This window comes from Brevundimonas sp. UBA5936 (genome assembly GCA_002430835.1).
Lineage (GTDB): Bacteria > Pseudomonadota > Alphaproteobacteria > Caulobacterales > Caulobacteraceae > Brevundimonas.
In genome coordinates this window covers 1-15,201 of sequence record DJDA01000102.1, presented here as the reverse complement: position 1 = coordinate 15,201, position 15,201 = coordinate 1, and the positions used below count along the sequence as shown (strand labels likewise).

General features: G+C 67.9%; 18 protein-coding genes and 1 tRNA gene. 10 read left to right on the top strand and 9 right to left on the bottom strand.

All coding sequences use genetic code 11. The features are described from left to right. A partial coding sequence (locus B2Y21_RS09345; RefSeq protein WP_292059177.1) for an SPOR domain-containing protein occupies positions 1-277 on the top strand: 277 nt, incomplete at its 5' end. Positions 278-295: 18 nt separating this feature from the next. Here B2Y21_RS09345 and B2Y21_RS09340 read toward each other — a convergent pair. Continuing rightward, the gene (locus B2Y21_RS09340; protein ID WP_292059176.1) at positions 296-868 is read right to left on the bottom strand and encodes a DUF2239 family protein; all 573 of its coding nucleotides are present in this window, start codon (positions 866-868) and stop codon (positions 296-298) included. A 70-nt stretch (positions 869-938) separates the two neighbouring features. Next, complete coding sequence (locus B2Y21_RS09335) at positions 939-1,298, bottom strand: phage holin family protein (protein WP_292059175.1); 360 nt, start codon at positions 1,296-1,298, stop codon at positions 939-941. Between the two features lie 113 nt (positions 1,299-1,411). Between B2Y21_RS09335 and B2Y21_RS09330 the strand changes: the two genes are divergently transcribed. Then, positions 1,412-1,849 carry an HIT family protein gene (locus B2Y21_RS09330; RefSeq protein ID WP_292059172.1) on the top strand — a complete coding sequence of 146 codons (438 nt, stop codon included), beginning with the start codon at positions 1,412-1,414 and terminating at the stop codon, positions 1,847-1,849. Positions 1,850-1,853: 4 nt separating this feature from the next. On the opposite strand, the gene B2Y21_RS09325 is transcribed toward B2Y21_RS09330, so the two are convergent. Next, entirely contained in the window at positions 1,854-2,204 is a 351-nt protein-coding gene (locus B2Y21_RS09325) for a DMT family protein (protein ID WP_046653721.1), read from the bottom strand. Positions 2,205-2,255: 51 nt separating this feature from the next. Between B2Y21_RS09325 and B2Y21_RS09320 the strand changes: the two genes are divergently transcribed. The 5 genes from B2Y21_RS09320 (at position 2,256) to B2Y21_RS09300 (ending at position 4,758) form a co-directional block, all read left to right on the top strand. Beyond that, positions 2,256-2,331, top strand: a tRNA-Thr gene (locus tag B2Y21_RS09320). A gap of 160 nt (positions 2,332-2,491) precedes the next feature. Further along, a complete protein-coding gene (locus B2Y21_RS09315; RefSeq protein WP_292059169.1) occupies positions 2,492-2,815 on the top strand; it encodes a hypothetical protein in 324 nt (107 codons plus the stop codon). Positions 2,816-2,936: 121 nt separating this feature from the next. Continuing rightward, a complete protein-coding gene (locus B2Y21_RS09310) occupies positions 2,937-3,407 on the top strand; it encodes a GNAT family N-acetyltransferase (RefSeq protein WP_292059167.1) in 471 nt (156 codons plus the stop codon). Positions 3,408-3,514: 107 nt separating this feature from the next. Beyond that, the gene (locus B2Y21_RS09305) at positions 3,515-4,141 is read left to right on the top strand and encodes a TetR/AcrR family transcriptional regulator (protein WP_200166626.1); all 627 of its coding nucleotides are present in this window, start codon (positions 3,515-3,517) and stop codon (positions 4,139-4,141) included. Positions 4,142-4,218: 77 nt separating this feature from the next. Continuing rightward, entirely contained in the window at positions 4,219-4,758 is a 540-nt protein-coding gene (locus B2Y21_RS09300) for a c-type cytochrome (RefSeq protein ID WP_292059163.1), read from the top strand. A 79-nt stretch (positions 4,759-4,837) separates the two neighbouring features. Here the strand turns inward: B2Y21_RS09300 and B2Y21_RS09295 are convergent, their stop codons facing one another. From B2Y21_RS09295 to B2Y21_RS09280, 4 genes are all read right to left on the bottom strand, one after another. After that, complete coding sequence (locus tag B2Y21_RS09295) at positions 4,838-8,074, bottom strand: efflux RND transporter permease subunit (protein WP_292059181.1); 3,237 nt, start codon at positions 8,072-8,074, stop codon at positions 4,838-4,840. Continuing rightward, positions 8,074-9,222 carry an efflux RND transporter periplasmic adaptor subunit gene (locus tag B2Y21_RS09290; RefSeq protein WP_292059161.1) on the bottom strand — a complete coding sequence of 383 codons (1,149 nt, stop codon included), beginning with the start codon at positions 9,220-9,222 and terminating at the stop codon, positions 8,074-8,076. The genes B2Y21_RS09295 and B2Y21_RS09290 overlap by 1 nt, the downstream gene beginning before the upstream one ends. Positions 9,223-9,333: 111 nt before the next feature. Next, positions 9,334-10,095: a hypothetical protein gene (locus B2Y21_RS09285; RefSeq protein WP_292059159.1), complete on the bottom strand. Its 762-nt coding sequence runs from the start codon at positions 10,093-10,095 to the stop codon at positions 9,334-9,336. Between the two features lie 15 nt (positions 10,096-10,110). Next, positions 10,111-10,872, bottom strand: a complete 762-nt coding sequence (locus B2Y21_RS09280; RefSeq protein ID WP_292059158.1) for a class II aldolase/adducin family protein — start codon at positions 10,870-10,872, stop codon at positions 10,111-10,113. A gap of 171 nt (positions 10,873-11,043) precedes the next feature. Here B2Y21_RS09280 and B2Y21_RS09275 point away from each other — a divergent pair, with 171 nt between their 5' ends. The 3 genes from B2Y21_RS09275 to B2Y21_RS09265 all read left to right on the top strand — a co-directional run bounded on the left by B2Y21_RS09275 (position 11,044) and on the right by B2Y21_RS09265 (position 13,513). Next, positions 11,044-12,150 (top strand): DUF2336 domain-containing protein, encoded by a 1,107-nt coding sequence (locus tag B2Y21_RS09275; RefSeq protein WP_292059155.1) that lies wholly within the window; start codon positions 11,044-11,046, stop codon positions 12,148-12,150. Between the two features lie 31 nt (positions 12,151-12,181). Beyond that, positions 12,182-12,961 carry an NAD kinase gene (locus tag B2Y21_RS09270; RefSeq protein ID WP_409514765.1) on the top strand — a complete coding sequence of 260 codons (780 nt, stop codon included), beginning with the start codon at positions 12,182-12,184 and terminating at the stop codon, positions 12,959-12,961. An 81-nt stretch (positions 12,962-13,042) separates the two neighbouring features. After that, positions 13,043-13,513 (top strand): Hpt domain-containing protein, encoded by a 471-nt coding sequence (locus tag B2Y21_RS09265; RefSeq protein ID WP_292059153.1) that lies wholly within the window; start codon positions 13,043-13,045, stop codon positions 13,511-13,513. A 25-nt stretch (positions 13,514-13,538) separates the two neighbouring features. On the opposite strand, the gene B2Y21_RS09260 is transcribed toward B2Y21_RS09265, so the two are convergent. Further along, positions 13,539-14,681, bottom strand: a complete 1,143-nt coding sequence (locus B2Y21_RS09260) for a DUF2336 domain-containing protein (RefSeq protein ID WP_292059150.1) — start codon at positions 14,679-14,681, stop codon at positions 13,539-13,541. 89 nt (positions 14,682-14,770) lie between these two features. Further along, a complete protein-coding gene (locus tag B2Y21_RS09255; RefSeq protein WP_292059148.1) occupies positions 14,771-15,112 on the bottom strand; it encodes a hypothetical protein in 342 nt (113 codons plus the stop codon). Positions 15,113-15,201 lie beyond the last annotated feature (89 nt).

Here is a 15,201-nt window from a genome sequence, read left to right as displayed (position 1 = left end):
CAACACGCCGACGCGCGCCGCCGCCCCGGCTCCGGCTCCGGCCGGCCGCTGGACCGTCCAGGTCGGCGCCTTCCGCGAGGAAGCCGTGGCCCGCGACTGGCTGAACGACGTCAGCCGTCGTTTCCGCACCCAGTTCTCGAGCGCCCAGCGCGACGTGCAGACGGCGAACGGCTGGTATCGCTCGCGCTTCACCGGCATGACCCAGCAGTCGGCCGAATCCGCGTGCGAAGCCCTGTCCGAGCGCCGCGTCACCTGCATGGTGATCCGCCCCAGCTGATTCAGCGTCCCTGATTTCTCAGCGTCCTTGGCCGTTACGCCATCCAGGCTCGGCCAGGCGACGGGCGTAATCACGCACGTCCGCCGGCCAGGCCTCCGTGCGGGCGTCGAACGCCGTCCAGTCGCCCGCGAACAGCATCCGCACGGCCTCTTCATAGTCCGGCAAGTCGCCCGCCACAGCGGTCATGAAGCGATAGGCCGCCTCGCGGCTGCGACGCATCCGGTCGGGCGCCTCGGCTTCGCGCAGAGCGGCTTCGACCAGCTTGCGCAGGGCCACCGAAGCCCCGCCCGGCTGTGACGCCAGCCAGTCCCAATGGCGCGGCAGCAAGGTGACTTCACGCGCAGTCACGCCCAGCTTCGGCCGCCCCGGCCCGCGCTTCTCCGGCTCCGGTTGCGGCTTGTCCTGCGGCAGACGCGCCAGCACCGCCGCCAGATCGCCGCGCAGATCCAGCTCCACCGGCCGGGCATCCTCGTCTAGAAAGACCAGAACCGCTCGCCCGGCCTCGTGGGCGGCCTTCACCGCTTCTGCGATTTGGACCAGCGGCCCGGTCGCGATCATCGTGTGGCCGCTAAAGGCCGTGCATAGGGGCATAATCCGTCCTCGCTTTGTTGAAGACGAAATTACCCGGACGATATTATCGCGTCAATATTACCCGGATAGTTTATGAGCGCCGCTCGTCCATGCCGCCGAACAGGGTGCCGGCGATCCAGCTGACCACGCCGGTGACGATGGCGGCGCCGATCCCGGCCCACAGACCATCGACGACGAAGCCGCCCAGGAACATGGCCGTCAGCCCGATCATGGCGGCGTTCACCACCAGCAGGAACAGGCCGAAGGTGACGATGGTCAGCGGCAGGGTCAGGATCACCATCAGCGGCCTCACGAAGGCGTTGACCACGCCCAGGATGACCGCCGCCGCAATCAGCGAGCCGGTCGAGGTGAACTCCACCCCCGGCACCAGCTTGGCCGAGGCCCACAGGCCGATCGCCGTGACCACGGCCTGAACGATGAAACCCAGCATGACGCCTCCAACCGAAGAACCTTGACCATATAAGCGCATATCGCGGCGTTCGGCTCCGTGCGTCGGGCAAGTTCGCCTGCTAGGCTGATCGCCCTACCCCGAAGGAGACCCTCATGAGCCTTCACGGCGCCTACGATCCGGACAACATCTTCGCCAAGATCCTGCGCGGCGACATGCCCAGCGTGAAGGTGTGGGAGGACGACGACGTCCTGGCCTTCATGGACGTGTTTCCCCAGTCCGAGGGCCACGTCCTGGTCGTGTCCAAGACCTCGACCGCCCGCAACATCCTGGAGATCGAGCCCGAGACCCTGGCCAAGCTGACCGCCGCCGTCCAGCGCACCGCCCGCGCGGTCGAGAAGGCGTTGAAGCCCGAGGGCCTCAGCCTGATGCAGTTCAACGGCGACGCCGGCGGCCAGACGGTCTTCCACCTGCATTTCCACATCGTGCCCCGCTGGGCGGACCGTCCGATGAAGGGCCACGGTCACGCCCCCATGGCTGACGCCGAGCATCTGAAAACCCTGGCCCAGAAGATCGCCGCCGCGCTGGACTGACCGCCTACAGCGGCCCCTTGAAGATGAAGAAGGCGCCACCGGCGATCAGGGCGAAGCCGATCAGGTGGTTCACCGTCAGCTTCTCGCCCAGATACATCACCGAGAAGATCGCGAAGACCAGCAGGGTGATCACCTCCTGCATGGTCTTCAGCTCGGCCGCCGAATAGACCTGATGGCCGATGCGATTGGCGGGCACGGCCAGCCAGTACTCGAAGAAGGCGATCCCCCAGCTGATCAGGACCACGATCCACAGCGGCTTGGCCCCGAATTTCAGGTGCCCATACCAGGCGAAGGTCATGAAGACATTGGACAGCGCCAGCATGACGATGGGCGCGAGATAGGGCAGCGAGGGCATTCGATCACTGTGCTTGCGTCAAACAGATTCCGCCAGCATAAGGCGGGCCACGCCGGTTTAGCTCAGCTGGTAGAGCAGCGGTTTTGTAAACCGAAGGTCGCGGGTTCGATTCCTGCAACCGGCACCACCCTCTCCCGATCAGAATGGGAATGGTCAGGCCCGCGCATCGCGAGATGCGACGCCGTTCTCCGTATCGACGGATCGCGATTCCTCACGCTACCCTCCTCCGTCAGCGCGCGAGGCCTGCGGTCTCCCGCCCCCGATCTTGCCGCCCTGGAGGACGAAGAATGCGAAAATTCACCCTGCTGCTCGCTCTGCTCGTGATGGTTCCGACTGTGGTCGAGGCCCAGGGACGGCGGCAGAGGGTTCCGGATCCCGATCCCCAGCACCGCGCGACCGATTGGATTCCGCTTTCTCAATCGATGACCGAATTGCTGAATACAGGCTGGAAGATCATCTCGCACGCCCACTATCAGACCGAGGTGTTCAACTCCAATCCCAATATAGAGTCGTTCTCTTTCATTCTCACGAACGGCGACCGATACGTCATCTGCATGATCGACGATCCGGTCATGAACAACACCACCACCAGATGCCGCGCCCTGAACTAACGGAACGCTGAGCTGCGCCCGGCGGGGAGGCGGACGGTCGCCTCCCCTTTTCGCTGCCTCAGACGTCCGGCGTCTATCCGCCGCAGAGCGAAGCATGGAGAAGCTTTGCAATATGCCGTCCATGCCCCCTGAAAACGAAATCACCTTCCGTCGCATCACCTCGGCAAACGTCAGCGAAGTCTGCGAACTCAGCGAAACCCTGTCCCCGACGCAACGCGCCGTGGTGGCCGACAACGGCGTGTCCATCGCCGAAGGCTTCTGTTCAGACGCCGCCTGGTTTCGCGCGGTCTATCTCGACGAGACCCTGGTCGGCTTCGTCATGGTCAACGACGGCGACGAGTGGGACGACGGCATCGACTGCGACGGCCCCTATCTGTGGCGCCTGATGATCGCAGGCCCGCACCAGGGCGCGGGCGTCGGCCGCCGGGTCGTCGAGATGGTGAAGCAGCGCCTGCGTCGTCGCGGCTACGCCACCCTCTACACCAGCTACGGCCTGGGCGAAGGCAGCCCCGAGGGCTTCTATCGCCGCCTGGGCTTCGTGCCCACGGGCGGCTTCTTCGGCGACGAGGTCGAGGTCTGCACCACCCTGTAGGCGGCGCTCCTGCTTGGGTCGCGCTTGTCGCAGAGGGCGGAAGCCGCTAGGCCTTCGCCTTCTCCCCTTTCCGGCCCGTCTCCATCGCAACTTCGGCCGCCTCCCACATGTCCGAGACGACCAACAAGCTGGGTCACAGGATCCGAACACGGGGCGCCCGCACCCGGCGCGCCCTGCTGGACGCCCTGCGCAATCTGCTGAACAGCAAGCACCTGGGCGAAATTCGTCCAGCCGATGTGGCGGCGGCGGCGGGCGTATCAGCGCCGACCTTCTACACCTACTTCGCCTCGGTCGAGGAAGGCCTGCTGCTGCTGTGCGAAGAAGCGGGCGAAGACTTTCAGCGACTGGCCGCCCACATCCACGCCGACTGGTCGGGCGAGCGCGCCTTTGAGGCGGCGCGCGCCTATGTGCTGGAGGTTCTGGGCCTTTGGAGCGATCACGGCCCGGTTCTGCGGGTCGAGCACATGCTGGCCGACATGGGCGAGCCCGCCTTCGCCGAGAGCCGCATCCGCCGCCTGCGTCGCCTGCACCTGGCGCTGGAGCGCCGCATCGCCCAGGCCCACGCCAGCGGCTTGCATCCGGAAGGCCTCAATCCCCGCCTGACCTCCTATGAGACGGCGAACCTGGTGGAATCCGTCGCGGCGGGCTTCGAGCTGATGCGGCGCGCCGATACGCCGGAAGCCATCATCGACACCACCGCCCACATCGTGGTGAAGCTGACCACTGGGCGCTGACCCCTGGCTTGGACAAGCTGTCCATTGCGACGGCGCCCTCATGGGCTAAAGCATGACCCTCGGCCAAGGAGTGCGTCATGTTCCGTCTTTCGTCCTTCCCCACGATCCGCCGCACGTCCGGCCCGGCCGCCGCGTTGGCTGTCGCGCTAACAGTCTCTCTGGGCCTCGCGGCCTGCGGCCAGGGCGCCGAAAGTTCAGGGACCAGCGCGGCCGAAGCCCCCAAGCCCCCCGCGCCGACCGAGGCCGAGAAAGCCGCCTTGCTGGCCTCCCTGCCCGCCCCTTACGACCAGGCGGACCTGGAGAACGGCCGCCGCGCCTTCGCCCGCTGCCGTTCGTGCCACACCATCACGCCGGGCGGTCCGAACATGACAGGGCCCAACCTCTATGGCGTCTTCGGCAGCAAGGCGGGCGCGCGCGATAAATACAGCTATTCCCACGCCATGCGGACGTCAGGCTTCACCTGGGACGCCGAAACCCTGGACCACTGGCTGCAGAACCCGCGCACCTTCCTGCCCGGTAACAAGATGAGCTTCGCCGGCCTGCCCGACGCCACGGACCGCCGTGACGTGATCGCCTTCCTGAAGGTCGAGACGGGTTTCAAGCCGACCGGCGAATAGCGGCGGAGCACGACCGAAAGCAAAAGGGCGGCGGACCGTGGTCCGCCGCCCTTCGCATGTCACAGGCCTGTCCGGCGGTCTATTCCGCCGGGCTCATGTCCGGTTCGAGGCCGTCGCGCTTCTCCTGCGCTTCCCACTCCTCGATCTTGCGGGCGGTGTATTCCGGCGACTTGGTGAAGCGCGCCAGCACGCCATAGATCACCGGCACCACGAACAGGGTCAGCACCGTCGCGAACATGGCGCCGGTGAAGATCACCACGCCGATGGTCTGACGGCTGCCCGCCCCCGCCCCTTGCCACAGCACCAGCGGCAGGGCGCCGAAGGCGGTGGCGATCGAGGTCATGATGATCGGACGCAGACGCAGCGACGAGGACTCGATGATGGCCTCGCGGATGCTCCGCCCCTGATCGCGCAGTTGGTTGGCGAACTCGACAATCAGGATGCCGTTCTTGGCCGCGACGCCGATGAGGATGATCAGGCCGATCTGGCTGTAGATGTTCAGGCTGGAGCCCGCCATCAACAGACCGAACAGCCCGCCCGCCGCCGCCAGCGGCACCGTCAGCATGATGACCGCCGGCGTGATCCAGCTCTCGAACTGGGCCGCCAGCACCAGGAAGACCAGCAGCAGGGCCAGGGCGAAGGCCCAGCCCACGGCGCTGCCCGCCTCCTGCTGGTCGCGGGCGGCGCCGCCCCAGCGGATGTTGGTCACGCCCTGCGGCTGCTTGGCGACTTCGGCGTTCAGGAACTGCACCGCGTCGTCAATGGTCGTGCCGGGGTTGAGGTCGGCCGCCAGGGTGATGGCTCGCTGGCGATCCAGGCGACGACGATCCGGCGTATCGCCCGAGGTCTTGGTCGTGACCACGGCCGACAGCGGCACCAGTTGCGCCGTGCCGGTCGAGACATAGAGCGACTCCAGGTCCGTCACTTCGCGGCGGTTGTCGCGCTCGGTCTGCAGGATGACGTCGTACTCCTGACCGCCCTTGATGTAGGTCGTCGCGCGACGCGAGCCGAACATGGTTTCCAGCGTGCGGCCGATCTGTTGCGAGGAGACGCCCAGGGCGGCCGCCTTCTGCGGATCGACGTCAACCAGCAGGCGCGGCGCGTTCGGCTCATAGTTCAGGCGCGGACGCGAGAAGCCGGGGTTCTCCTGCGCCGCCGCCAGGATGGGCTGCAGCCAGTTATAGATGGCGGCGTATTCCGACCCCGTGACGACCATCTCGACCGAGTTGGAGTTGCCGCCGCCGCGCTGGAAAGCGCCCGGCGTCGAGGCGTTGACCTGGGCGCCGGTCTGATTGCGCAGCTTGCCGTTCAGCTCCTGGGCGATCTGGTCGGCCGAGCGGTCGCGTGCGGACCAGTCGGACAGGTTCAGGATGGCGCTGCCCGAACTGAAGCCCGAGCCGCCGAAACCGGGCGAGGACACCAGATAGTTGGCCGCCTCGCCGTTCTCGCGATACTCGGCCAGCAACGGCTCCAGACCCAGCATGATCTCGCGGGTGTAGTCGAAGCCCGTGCCCTCAGGCCCGGCGATACGCAGGGTGACGCGACCGCGGTCCTCGTTCGGCACCAACTCGTTCGGCAGGTGCAGGAAGATGCCGGTAGCGCCCGCCGCGACCAGGACGATGACCGCAATGACGCCGCCGATCGCAATGCGGCGGCCCAGCAAGGCGTCGAGCGACGCGGCGTAGGACCGCTTCAGCGCATCCATGCCCGCATCCACGCGCCGCGCCACCCAGCCGCCGGTGTGCGCCGGCTTCAGGATCTTGGACGCCAGCATGGGCGACAGGCTGAGCGCCAGGAAGGCGGAGAAGGCCACGGCCGCCGCGATGGCGGCGGCCAGCTCCACGAACAGACGGCCGACGTAGCCCGGCAGGAACAGCAGCGGCGCGAACACCGACAGCAGGACCACCGTCGTCGCCACGACGGCGAAGAAGACCTGACGCGCCCCGCGTTCGGCCGCCACCAGCGGCGGCTCGCCGTGATCCAGGCGACGCTGGATGTTCTCGACCACGACGATGGCGTCGTCGACGACCAGGCCGATGGCCAGCACCAGGGCCAGCAGGGTCAGCAGATTCAGCGAGAAGCCCAGCGGCGCCAGGACGATGAAGGTCGCCAGCAGACAGATGGGCGCCACCACCGAAGGGATGATCGCCGCCCGCAGGCTGCCCAGGAAGATGAAGTTGACCAGAGCCACCAGCGCCATGGAGATGCCGATGGTGATCCACACCTCGTCGATGGCGTGCGAGGTGAAGACCGAGTTGTCAGAGCCGACCTCCAGCGTGGTGCCGGGCGGCAGGCTGTGGGCGACCTCCTCCATCAGCTTGCGCGCGCCTTCGGAGATCTGCAGATCGTTCGACTGGGCCTGACGGGTGATGGCCAGGCCGATCTGATCGATGCCGTTGCCGCGGAACAGGCGGCGCGCTTCGGCGGGCGCCTCCTCGATCCGGGCGATGTCGCCCAGGCGGGTGACGTAGGCGGCGTTGCCGATCAGGGCGCCGGTGACGCCGTTGGTCATGGCCGCCGAGGCCGCGCCCAGAGTGCCCGACGCCTGCGCGCCCGTGGCGGTCGAGGCCGAGCCGCGCGTGCCGATGGGCAGTTGGGCGAAGTCCGCCGGATCAGCGTAGTTGCGCGCCACGCGGACGGTGTAGTCCTTCTGCGCCGACTCCAGCGCGCCGGCGGGCAGTTCGACGTTCTGATTGTTCAGGGCGGTCTCGACGTCGGTGACGGTCAGCCCCCGCGCCGCCATCGCCCCGGCGTCCAGCCAGATACGCATAGCGTAGCGCTGCTCGCCGAAGATGTTGACCTGGGCCACGCCCGGCACGGTGGCGAAGCGGTCCACCAAGTAGCGGCGGGCGTAGTCGGTCAGCTCCAGGCGATCCATGGTGGTGGAGCGCAGGAACATGATCATGATCGGCTGGCTGTCGGAATCGGCCTTGGCCACTTCCGGCGGATCCGCCTGGTCCGGCAGACGGCCCAGCACGCGCGAGATACGGTCGCGCACGTCGTTGGCCGCGTCGTCGATATTGCGGTCCAGCGAGAACTCGATGTTCACGTTGGAGCGACCGTCGCGGCTGGTCGAGTTAATGCGCTCGACGCCCTGGATGCCGGCGATCTGCTGCTCGATCGGCTCGGTGATCCGGCTTTCGATCACCTCGGCCGAGGCGCCGGCGTAGTTGGTGCTGACCGAGACGACAGGCGGGTCCACGTCCGGCAGCTCGCGCACGGGCAGGAAGAAGAAGGCCGCAAAGCCGATGACGCACAGGACGATAGCCGCCACCGCCGCAAAGACGGGGCGCCGGACCGAAACATCAGACAGCATCATGGGCGGGCCGCCTGCGGCGCGCGGGCGCCGCCCTTGGCTGGAGCGCCGCGCTGCTGGCCTTCGGCGCCTTCAACGGTCACGGGGGCGCCCGGTTGGATGCGGTTCAAGCCGGACGCGACGATGCGGTCGTTGTTGCCCAGGCCCGAAACGATCTCGACAAAGCCGCTCTCGACGGCGCCGGTCTGGACCTCAACGCGCTGGGCGGTCGTGCCCGTCTCGCCGCGCGCGATGCGATAGACGAAGGCGCCCTGGCCTTCATACTGCACGGCCGCCTCAGGCACGGCCAGGCTCTGGCGGCGGCCCTGGTGAACGGCGACGCGCATCATCATGCCGGGACGAATGCGGTTTCCGGGGTTGGGGAACTCGGCGCGAGCGATGACGGCGCGGGTCTGTTCATTGACCCGCGTGTCCAGCAAGGCGATGCGGCCGTTGAACTCTTCGCCGGGGAAGGCGTCCGTGGTCGCCGTGATCGGCGCGCCCACCGGCAGAACGCCCAGGTAGCGTTCCGGCATGGGGAAGTCGACGCGAACGCCGCTGGTGTCATCCAGGGTAGTGATGACCGCGCCCGGCGAGATCAGGGTGCCCGGCGTGACCGTCGTCAGGCCCAGAACGCCGGCGAAAGGCGCGCGCAGGATGCGGTCGCCACGGCGCGCTTCCGACGCCGCCATGGCCGCCTGAGCCGTCTTCAGCGCCGTTTCCGCCGTCTCGGCCATGACGCGCGGCGCCACGCCGCGCTCGGCCAGGATGCGGTAACGATCATACTCGCGCTGGGCGTTCTCCAGCTGGGCGCGCGCGCGGATCAGATCGGCGTCTTCCTCGCGCGCCTGCAGCTCGACCAGGGGCGCCCCCGCCGCCACGGCCTGGCCGTCGGTGAACATGACCTTGGTCACCAGTTCGGTCGTGTTCGAGGTGATGTTGACCGAGCGGCGGCTGCGGGCGACGCCCAGCACGCGGATCTGGTCAGCGAACTCGCGACGCGCCGCCACGACCTCGGCGACGATCTGGCCCCGCCCCGCACCCGGTCCCCCCGGACCGTGCTGCTGAGCCGCATCGCCGCCGCTGAAGGCGATCTTGATAATCGCCGCCACGACCATGAGCCCCAGTATGCAGGCTGCGCCGATAATGAAAAAATGGCGTTTGAACACGCGACGCAGTCTCCCCGACAACAAGCGCCCCCCGCTTAACGGGTCACCGCCGTTACGCAAATAACGTATCTGTAACGCGACGAACCTCGGATTCCGTCGCGGAAATCGGGACTAAAATCGACGCCAGATTCCGATGACAGGCCCTCTGCCCGCAGGAATTTCACGACCCGAAACGGCCTTTCGCCATCCGGCCTGCACCCGCCAGTCGCCAAGCCGACGCACCACCGAAGCCTCCAGCGACAGCCAACGCGCGGCGCCGTCGCCATCCGCCGCCCCGCCGAAAGCCTGGCCCATCACCATCCAGTCATGGTTGAGGTGCGCCCCGGCCGTCACATCCGCGCGCGTCTCGTCCGGCAGGCCGTCGCGCCAGCGTCGCGCTACCTGAAGATCAATAAACCCGCGATCAAAGGACCGCCCCGCCAGAAGCCGCACCTCGACGTCGCTGTCACCGGCGCCCGGCGGGGCGTAGCCGGCGTTGCGCCCCGCCCCGCCCTCGGCATAGCCGACATAGACGGCGGCGACATTGCGGTCGTCGCGATAGGCCTGCCAGCGCACGCCCATCTCGATCGGTCCCAGCCCCTGATAGTCGAGGAACTCGTCACGGCCGTCCTGCCATTCGCCCTTACCCTGAAGGGTGAAGCGGTCGCTGAGCCCGTACTCGACGTACACGCTGGCCACGATGTCGCGCCGCCCTCCGGGCAGGTCGACCCGTCCGCCGTCGGAGGCGAAATAGTCCTCGGCGCGGATGTTCTCGTATTTGACGATGATCTCGCCCTGCCCCTTCGGCAGGTTCCAGGCGCCGGCGTGAGCCGCCCCCGCGCCGGACAGCAGCCCCAGTCCGGCCCAGAGGCCGATGCTTCCCTTCCCCCGCACGGCCCCCGCCTTTTTCTAGATGTCGTAACCGGGCGACTTCCGCTGCAACTGGCGCAGGGCCCCGGGCCAGGCCAGGGACGAGATGAAGCCGATCCCCCGACCCTGCTCCTTCGTTTCCGCCTGGGCGGCGTCAGGCGCGATCAGGACATTGTCGCGTCCCGCCGACAGGGCCGCGACCTGCTGGGCGCAGGCGCGTTCCAGGAAGAAGATCCCGACCCAGGCCTCCGCCGCCGTGCTCCCGACCGCCAGGGTGCCGTGATTACGCAGCAGCATCAGCGGCTTGTCGCCCAGATCGGCCACCAGCCGCTCACGCTCGTCGTGGTTCAGCGCCAGGCCTTCATAGCCATGATAGGCGACCTGATGCTGCAACAGGCAGGCGTTCTGGCTGATCGGCAGAAGGCCCTCCTTCTGCGCCGCCACGCCCACGCCGTTCACCGTGTGCAGATGGATGACGAAATGCGCCTCTTCGCGCGCAGCATGGACCGCCGAGTGGATGGTGAATCCGGCCGGGTTGATGAAGCTGGTCGTGTCCTGGACGACATTGCCGTCAAGATCGACCTTCACCAGGGAAGAGGCTGTAATTTCATCGAAATACCAGCCGTAGGGATTGATGAGGAAGTGATGCTCCGGTCCCGGCACGCGGGCCGAGATATGGGTGAAGATCATGTCGTCCCACCCGTTCAGCGCCACCAGGCGGTACAGCGCGGCCAGTTCGACCCGCGCCTTCCACTCCGCCTCGGAAACCTGGGATTGGAGCGACTGCGCCGCGTCCGTCATTGGCCTTCCCCTTATCAGCGTTCAGGTGAGCCTCTCTCCGCCCCGGCTCGCCGTCAAGTCGCCGAACGCGGCCGAAAGGGCCAAAAAGGAAGACTTCATTAACCCTGTTTTCATCGACACGAGCGAACACTGCCCGCTGGCGGCGCGGCCGCATCGTCGGGGGGATGTTCCGTGGACTCAATCGAGGCGTTCGCGTCCTCGCCGCGTGGCGAGCCCCTGCCGCTAGCCAGCCTTCACCAACTGATAGATCTGGCCGCCGGACGGCCGCCGCATGAGCAGGAGCGCCTTCTTCTGGGCGTCGCCGAACTCTACTGCTCGGTCGGCGGCCAGACCGGCGCGCCCGCCGCCCTGACCGAAGTCTTCGTGGCCATGGTCCGCGTCGCCGAACAGGACATCCGGCGCGTCCTGGCTGAACGTCTGGCCGACGCCGCCTGGGCGCCCGCGGATCTGGTGCGCCTGCTGGCCGCCGACGCCATAGAAGTCGCCCGTCCGGTGATCGCCGCCAGCCCCCTGCTGTTGGACGCCGACCTTCTGGCGCTGCTGGAAGAGGCCTCGCTGGACCACCAAGTCCAGGTGGCCCTGCGCCCCGACCTCGGCCCCCTGCCCGCCCGCGCCATTCTGGATCGCGGCGAGCCCGCCGTCATGACCGCCCTGGCCGTCAACCGAACGGCGCGGCTGGATTCAACCGACATGGCCCGACTGGTGGACCAGGCGCGCTCCATCGCCGCCCTGCGCGCGCCGCTGACGCGACACCCCCGGCTGAGCGAAGATCAAGCCCTGCGTCTCTATCAATGGGTGGGCGACGCCTTGAAGCAGGCCATCTCCCAGCGCTTCAGCCTGGACGGCGCCGCCCTGGCGACGGCGGTCGCCGCAGCGGCCCAGCAAGCGGCCGAGACCACGCCCGATCAAGCCGCCGCCAATCTGGCCGCCAAGCTGCATGCGGCGGACCAGTTGCGCCCCGCCACCCTGATGCGGGCCGTGCGGGAAAGGAAGCTGGACCTGTTCATCCACGCCCTGGCCCTGCTGAGCCGGCTCGAAACCGAGGCCTTGCGGCGCGCCCTGCGCGGCGACACCGCCCGGCCGTTGTTCCTGGCCTGCACCGCAGCAGGGCTGGATCGCGCCGCTTTCCCCGCCCTGCTGCGCGAGGTTCGCCAGTTGAACCACGGCCTGCCGCATGATCCCGATGGCGAGGCCTGGCGCCCGGCCCAACGCTCGGCGACGCAGGCGGCCTATGAATTTCGTCTGCTGATGGCGCCCGAAGGCGGCTCGACGGTTTGACAGCGCGCCTCCGCTCCGCTTGCGTATAGCCGTGACTCAACCGTTCCAGCCCACCGCCATCACCTTTGTCGCCAGCGACCGGCCCGAGGCCGAGGCCGCCCGCATACGGCTGAGCGAACGCTACGGCTCCGTTCCCGCCGCCGAGGCCCAGGTGATCGTGGCCCTGGGCGGCGACGGCTTCATGCTGGAGACGCTGCACAACAATCTTCAGCTACGCACGCCCGTCTATGGAATGAATCGCGGCTCGGTCGGCTTCCTGATGAACGACTATGAAGAAGACGACCTGCTGGATCGGCTGGCCCAGGCCGACCGCACGGTGCTGCATCCGTTACAGATGGACGCCTGGGTCGAAAGCGGACAGGTGCACAGCGGCCTGGCCATCAACGAGGTCTCCCTGCTGCGCCAGACGCGACAGAGCGCCAAGCTGCGCATCAGCATCAACGACAAGGTGCGGCTGGAAGAGCTGACCTGCGACGGCTGCCTGGTGGCGACGCCGGCCGGGTCGACCGCCTATAATCTGTCGGCGCACGGGCCGATCATTCCCCTGGATGCGCCCAGCCTGGCGCTGACGCCGATCAGCGCCTTCCGGCCGCGTCGCTGGCGCGGCGCCCTGCTGTCGCACACCGCGCGCGTGCGCTTCGACGTACTGGAGCCCGACAAGCGGCCGGTCAGCGCCACCGCCGACAATTTCGAGGTGCGGCGCGTCTCGCGTGTCGAGGTGCGGGAGCGTCGCGACATCACCCTGACCATGCTGTTCGATTCCGGCCGCTCCTATGAAGAGCGCGTCATGGCCGAGCAGTTCTCTGCCTGAACTGTAAAATAATCGAGGCGCCGTCACCGGATTTTAAGCCTCTGCGCGACAAAATGACCGCTGTTGTTGAGGAGCCGCCCCGTGACCAACCAAGTCATCCGTCCGCCCAACCCCCTGCGCGCCAAGGTCGGCGGCGGCTTCGGCGGCATCGACGCCAACGCCATCGCGCGGGCCGAGGAGGCGCTGAAGGCCATGTCGGCGCAGTTCGGCCAGTGGCTGAACGACGAGGTGGTCAAGCTGGACAAGGCTCAGGCCGATATCCGCAGCCAGGGCTACACGCCCGAAACGGCCGAGGCCCTCTATTTCCGCGCCCATGACCTCAAGGGACTGGGGACCACCTACGAATATCCGCTGGTCACGCGCATCGCCGCCTCGCTTTGCCGGATGCTGGATGACGCCGACAAGCGGATGCAGGCCCCATTGGCCGTGGTCGACGCCCACATCGACGCCATCAAGGCTGTGGTCCGCGACAAGATCCAGACCGACGACCATCCCGTCGGGCGCGATCTGGTTGAAACCCTGGAAGCCCGTACGGCGGAGCACCTGGGCTAAAGTCGGTTGATGGATTGGGCGCGGCTCAGGCCGCGCTGACGGCGCCGCGCCAGCCGTCGTCAGCCGGACGGTCCAACCGCTCCAGCAGATAGGCCAGGTCTTCACGGGCAGCGTCAGGACGCTGGCTCAGGAACCGCTCCAGCATCCGTTGGCGGAAGGCGGCGCTGCCGGTGTCCCCGCCCTCGGCCTGCAGCGCCCGCCAGGTGTCGACCCCGGCGCGGAACGCCTGGAACAGGCGCGGCGGCATCCCCGCACGATCGTAAATGGCCTTGAGCCCGAGCGGCCCGGCGTCATGCACCATCAGCCAGGCGCGATGATGCGGGGTGCCCGCCAACTCCGCCAGGGCGTGCTCGAACAGGCCGATCTGCCCCCGCGCCAAGGAGCGCAACAGCAGCGACGGCGTCAGCACCCGGCGGCTGTTCAGCCCCGCCACAAAGGCCGGCAGGTCGTCCGTCGCCCGCGCCTGATCCACCAGGTCGATCGTGGCCCGCTCACGCGCGAAATCGGCGAACTGGATGGCGGTCTCGGGCGCCAGGGCGTGGCGGGTGATCAGGTGCTCGCGCACCGCCTCGCTGGCCAGCACCACCAGCCGCTCCGTCACGGACAGCGGCAGAACCTGACGGTAGGCCAGAGCCGCAATCACCTCTGGCGCATTGCTGAAGCGATCCAGGGCGACGCCCAGCGCAGCCTCGGACAGATCGGCGTTGTCGTTTGCGGCCAGGGCGGCCACCGCCTCCTGCTTGCCTTCGGCGGCCAGAACCGTCGCCACATCGCGCGGCACGCGCGGGCGCGACGCCACCGCCACCTGACGCAGCGCCGTCCCGGCGCGCACGATCTCGATCAGGTCGTCGTCAGTGAAGGCCGGGCAACTGTTGATGATGGGCAGGGCCACGCTGTCCACGTCGCCGGCCAGTCGGCGCGCCGCCTCGCGCGGCATGATGTCCGAGGCTTTCAGCGTCACCGCCACGGCCCGGCGCACCAGTTCGGCCGCATCCGCCGCCAGCACGTTCAGAATCTTCTGCGCCGCCTCGCGCTCCACGTCGTCCAGCGACATGCGGTCGAGACTGCGGCACAGTTTGTGAGCGGCGGCCGCGCGCTCGTCCTCCAGATCAGACTTGATCAGGCGCCGGATGTCGCTTTCCGTCAGTCTGACGCGGTAGGCGGTCATGGCTTGGAGGCTCGGGGTTGGCGAGGAATCAATCGTCACCCCTAGCGTTACATAGTTAACGCTCTCTTAGGAATAAGGCGGAAGCGTGGTCACGCCACCTTGTCCGGCGGCGGAGCGAATGCGCCCCCGAAACCGCCGCCCGATCCCTGCCCGTCCTGGCCCAGCAACAGCGCCAGCAGGCTCTGATCCTGCTTCAGCCGATCCATGCGCGCGGCCAGCATCCGGTCCTTTTCGCTTAGTTCCGGCGCCGCCTTGGCCGCGCCGCCGCTGCCGGCGCCGACCGCCGGGAAGGCCTCGCCCGCCGTGCGCTGCAGATTGGCGTGCACCTCGGCCGCCGTCGCCGCTCGGCCGTTGCGATAGAAGATCGAACGGTTGGCCGAGGCCGCTTCGGGGAACAGGGCGACCGCGCTGGTCTGCGGCCGCGACTGCACCGCCTCCAGCAGCTTGGCCGCGCCCGCCGGGCCCAGGAAGTGCGCGGCCTACAGGTCGCCCGCCCCCGGCTCGCGTCCCGTCCGTCCCC

What these genes read in the sequence shown, in the direction of transcription:
- B2Y21_RS09330 (WP_292059172.1), top strand. Translation starts at nt 1,412, where the DNA reads ATGAGCCTTCACGGCGCCTACGATCCGGACAACATCTTCGCCAAGATC.
- B2Y21_RS09340 (WP_292059176.1), bottom strand. Translation starts at nt 868, where the DNA reads ATGCCCCTATGCACGGCCTTTAGCGGCCACACGATGATCGCGACCGGG.
- B2Y21_RS09335 (WP_292059175.1), bottom strand. Translation starts at nt 1,298, where the DNA reads ATGCTGGGTTTCATCGTTCAGGCCGTGGTCACGGCGATCGGCCTGTGG.
- B2Y21_RS09260 (WP_292059150.1), bottom strand. Translation starts at nt 14,681, where the DNA reads ATGACCGCCTACCGCGTCAGACTGACGGAAAGCGACATCCGGCGCCTG.
- B2Y21_RS09325 (WP_046653721.1), bottom strand. Translation starts at nt 2,204, where the DNA reads ATGCCCTCGCTGCCCTATCTCGCGCCCATCGTCATGCTGGCGCTGTCC.
- B2Y21_RS09305 (WP_200166626.1), top strand. Translation starts at nt 3,515, where the DNA reads ATGTCCGAGACGACCAACAAGCTGGGTCACAGGATCCGAACACGGGGC.
- B2Y21_RS09315 (WP_292059169.1), top strand. Translation starts at nt 2,492, where the DNA reads ATGCGAAAATTCACCCTGCTGCTCGCTCTGCTCGTGATGGTTCCGACT.
- B2Y21_RS09280 (WP_292059158.1), bottom strand. Translation starts at nt 10,872, where the DNA reads ATGACGGACGCGGCGCAGTCGCTCCAATCCCAGGTTTCCGAGGCGGAG.
- B2Y21_RS09310 (WP_292059167.1), top strand. Translation starts at nt 2,937, where the DNA reads ATGCCCCCTGAAAACGAAATCACCTTCCGTCGCATCACCTCGGCAAAC.
- B2Y21_RS09300 (WP_292059163.1), top strand. Translation starts at nt 4,219, where the DNA reads ATGTTCCGTCTTTCGTCCTTCCCCACGATCCGCCGCACGTCCGGCCCG.
- B2Y21_RS09295 (WP_292059181.1), bottom strand. Translation starts at nt 8,074, where the DNA reads ATGCTGTCTGATGTTTCGGTCCGGCGCCCCGTCTTTGCGGCGGTGGCG.